4 protein-coding genes are annotated in these 3,345 nt (G+C 45.2%); 1 reads left to right on the top strand and 3 read right to left on the bottom strand.

The window, feature by feature from the left end; translation table 11 throughout:
* The first annotated feature begins 376 nt into the window (after positions 1-376).
* The gene (locus RMO55_RS07600) at positions 377-1,522 is read left to right on the top strand and encodes a beta-ketoacyl-ACP synthase (RefSeq protein WP_310425488.1); all 1,146 of its coding nucleotides are present in this window, start codon (positions 377-379) and stop codon (positions 1,520-1,522) included.
* 85 nt (positions 1,523-1,607) lie between these two features.
* On the opposite strand, the gene RMO55_RS07595 is transcribed toward RMO55_RS07600, so the two are convergent.
* The 3 genes from RMO55_RS07595 to RMO55_RS07585 all read right to left on the bottom strand — a co-directional run bounded on the left by RMO55_RS07595 (position 1,608) and on the right by RMO55_RS07585 (position 3,061).
* Positions 1,608-2,204 carry a hypothetical protein gene (locus tag RMO55_RS07595; protein WP_310425486.1) on the bottom strand — a complete coding sequence of 199 codons (597 nt, stop codon included), beginning with the start codon at positions 2,202-2,204 and terminating at the stop codon, positions 1,608-1,610.
* A 21-nt stretch (positions 2,205-2,225) separates the two neighbouring features.
* On the bottom strand, positions 2,226-2,411 hold the full coding sequence (locus tag RMO55_RS07590) for a hypothetical protein (RefSeq protein WP_310425484.1): 186 nt from the start codon (positions 2,409-2,411) through the stop codon (positions 2,226-2,228).
* A gap of 155 nt (positions 2,412-2,566) precedes the next feature.
* Positions 2,567-3,061 (bottom strand): hypothetical protein, encoded by a 495-nt coding sequence (locus RMO55_RS07585; protein WP_310425482.1) that lies wholly within the window; start codon positions 3,059-3,061, stop codon positions 2,567-2,569.
* Between the last annotated feature and the right edge of the window lie 284 nt (positions 3,062-3,345).

Here is a 3,345-nt window from a genome sequence, read left to right as displayed (position 1 = left end):
ATTATTAATAATTTTGAATTTAATCCTAGTATGAATGGGAGATAGCGGGGAGCGAAAAGTGCGGTCTTGGGCTTTGCGCCGTCTTGTCTTGTCGTTTTCTTATTCGGGGGGAACCCCCGAATAAAAACGCCCCAAGTGGAGCACCTTTTCAAGACAGTTGAAAGTGTTTCCTGAAAATGATCTCGTAGGGTGCGTTACTCTGTCGCTAATACACCCTACGAGATCATTTTTAAGTTTCTAAGGGCAGGCTGCTAGTACTGAGCGGCAGAAATAAAGCTACCATTGAGTTCTTTTCTAATTACTCTCCCCGCTCCCCGCTCCCCCCTTTGCCCAAAATAGTACTTTTATTTACGCCACCGAGTACTAGTGTCTATAGATGCAAATTGTAATTACTGGAATTGGTTTTAGAACTGCATTTGGAGATTTGGCTGAAACTTGGCAAGGCTTGTTGGACGATCGATCCGCGATCCAACTACGGCAACCTTTTGCCAATTTACTCCCACTGCCGCTCGCTCTAATTGGTAGTCAGCCCCAGCAGGCGATCGATCTGACTCGGATCGTTGTAGCTGAAGCTGTGCGGGATGCGGGTTTGAGTTTACCACTGCTCGATTGTGGCGTTATTATCGGTTCCAGTCGCGGTTGTCAGTCAGCATGGGAAAAATTGACCTCAAATCCATCTGCCCAGCCAGACTTGATTAATTGGTTAGACTTCCTACCCCATAGTCCCGCGATCGAGACGGCTAGATATATCGGCTCCCGATCGGCTGTATTAGCTCCAATGGCGGCTTGTGCGACGGGAATATGGTCTCTAGCACAAGCCGTCAATTTGATGCGTTCTGGAGCCTGCGAGCGCGCGATCGCGGGAGCTGTCGAAGCCCCGATTACACCTTTAACGATCGCGGGTTTTAGTCAAATGGGTGCATTGGCGACGAATGGCTGCTATCCTTTCGATCGACAGCGAGAGGGATTAGTCTTGGGCGAAGCGGGGGCTGTATTTATGTTAGAGACAGTGGAATTAGCTCGATCTCGCGGTGCCAAAATTTATGGAGAAATACTGGGATTTGGTTTGACTAATGATGCTTATCAGATGTGTGCGATGGATGAAGCGGGAACTGCGGCGCAACAGGCAATTTATCAATGTCTCCAGCGGAGTCAGCTCATACCCACTGACATCAATTATATCCACGCACATGGTACCAGTACACCATTAAACGATCGACATGAAAGCCAATTAATTCAACAGATTTTCCCCAACGGAGTGGCAATTAGTTCTACCAAGGGCGCAACAGGTCACACCTTAGGCGCGTCTGGAGCGGTTGGTGTCGCGCTGTGTCTCAAAGCGATCGAGACTCAGATTTTACCCTCTTGTGTTGGTTTAAAGCAGCCTGAATTTGACTTGGATTTAGTAACAACTGCTCGCTCTACAGACGTAAATAATTTACTCTGTCTGAGTTTTGGCTTTGGCGGACAAAATGCCGCAATTGCGATCGGGAAAGTGGATAAGCTGACGTTGCTGATTTGAGGTATGACGCGCTATTTTCACAATCCAATTATCTCTCCTCCCCCGCTCCCCGCTTTTCATACTTCTATCCAGCAACGCCGATAAGCTAAGATTGTCGATCGAGACGAATATTTTCGTTAGCTAAAGCTTCTTCATTGAGGAATTCATTTGCTTTAGCCAGGGAAATAGCCAGATCGTAATGTTCGATCGCTGCCAGTTTATCACCTAATACTCGTTGTCGCTCTGCCTCGACTAAATGCCATTTATGCAAATGATTCATCGGTGCGTTTTGGGCAAAATGCAGTAGTGCAGCTTGATGGATTTCTACCTGGGCGAGGATTTCGGCTTGCTCCCAGGCGAGGGGTGATGGAAGGAGTGCTAAGTGTGATAAGGCCGAGTAGAAGTGAAATACAGGCACAAAAAACATTCCCAATACCGCTTGCAGATATGGCTGGGTTTGAGCGATCCGATCGACCGCCAGTGTATATTTACCAAATGAGTAAGCTAGCATCACTTTGTAGATACCCGAGATCGCCATCGCACTATAATCATCATCTCGCTGGTGCTGAGGTAGCATCGCTTTCTCGTCATCAATTGCACCGTCCAAGCACTCTGGTTGACTGACTTTCTGGCGGAAGTTCAGCATAGTTTGCCAAGTCAGACTCAAATATATTTGTGCGGAATCTTGTTTTGTCTGTGTCAAAATTTTCTGATATTCAGGCAATTATGATGCCCACTCATCCATTCTTACGCCACCCAAAAATTTGAGATGAAAGTGATTGATAATGCTGTAGCTTGCACCTAAAATATCGCCTGTTTCTCTCCCTGATAAGTAAGCCTCTTTTAATGTAATTGCCGATTGACTGACAGCTTCGCGATGATGTTGAAGCCAGCCGCCAAATCTTAACATAACTTGAGATTTTAGTTCTCGTTCGTTCAGTCGATCGAGTAATTTTAATCCTAATTGACAAAACTCATAACCAACCTGCTCCTCTCCAAAGAAATGATATAAGATCGTTCCATGCAGTTGATAACCGATAATCGAGGCAGGAGTATTACCAAACTCTAAACGACAGCGACTATTGCCGTACTAATACAAGGTAATAAGTTAGGCAATCTCATATAGACAGCAGCAAAAAAAGCCATTAGCAAATTCATTTTTGCCAGTACATGAAGATTGCTATTTGGGGGTAAATACAGTAAATCTTCAATTTTTTCACCGTTAATTCGATCGCTAATCTGTTTCAGCCCTGCATCAATTCTTGCGACATCTGGTGTAAGCGGAAATTCGATCCCTAATTCACTTAGTGCAATTCTCCCGATCTCGATGGCTTTTAACATCTGATTTTGGGCTGTTTGAGCGGATATTTGGATTTCGTAGATTTTAACTTTATCCAAAATTGTCCGAGCTGCTGACAAAACAATCGCAGCGAGCCGTTCCATCTCATCAAAATCACCATTCAAGTATGCAGATTCAACAGCACAAGTATAGAGATCGAGTGTCAATTCATACTGGGTTTGCCAACAAGTAGCTGTGAGTAAATCTGTGCCAGTTTGCAAAAATACACGAGCGGCAGCATGGGCGGTAGCATTTCGAGCTTTTTTGCCAGCAGCTAAGTTTAATTGAGCTAAAGATTCGCGTTCTTCAGGTTTGGTAATTAACTCATGTCCGCGATCGAGATGTCCAACGATATCGAAGAGTCTATCTTCTTTGGTACCCTCATTTTCCTGAAGCAGACGACCGATTTGAATGCAATTCCCGATCTGACTCTGCCCATAATTGCCCCATCAGATCGCGGAAGGCTTGAACGAAAGCACTAAAGGGAATATTGCGCTGGAATTGG

Source organism: Chamaesiphon sp. VAR_48_metabat_135_sub (genome assembly GCF_031418915.1).
Taxonomy (GTDB): domain Bacteria; phylum Cyanobacteriota; class Cyanobacteriia; order Cyanobacteriales; family Chamaesiphonaceae; genus Chamaesiphon.
Note: the sequence above shows the minus strand (reverse complement) of the source record. Positions and strands in the feature narration are given on the sequence as shown.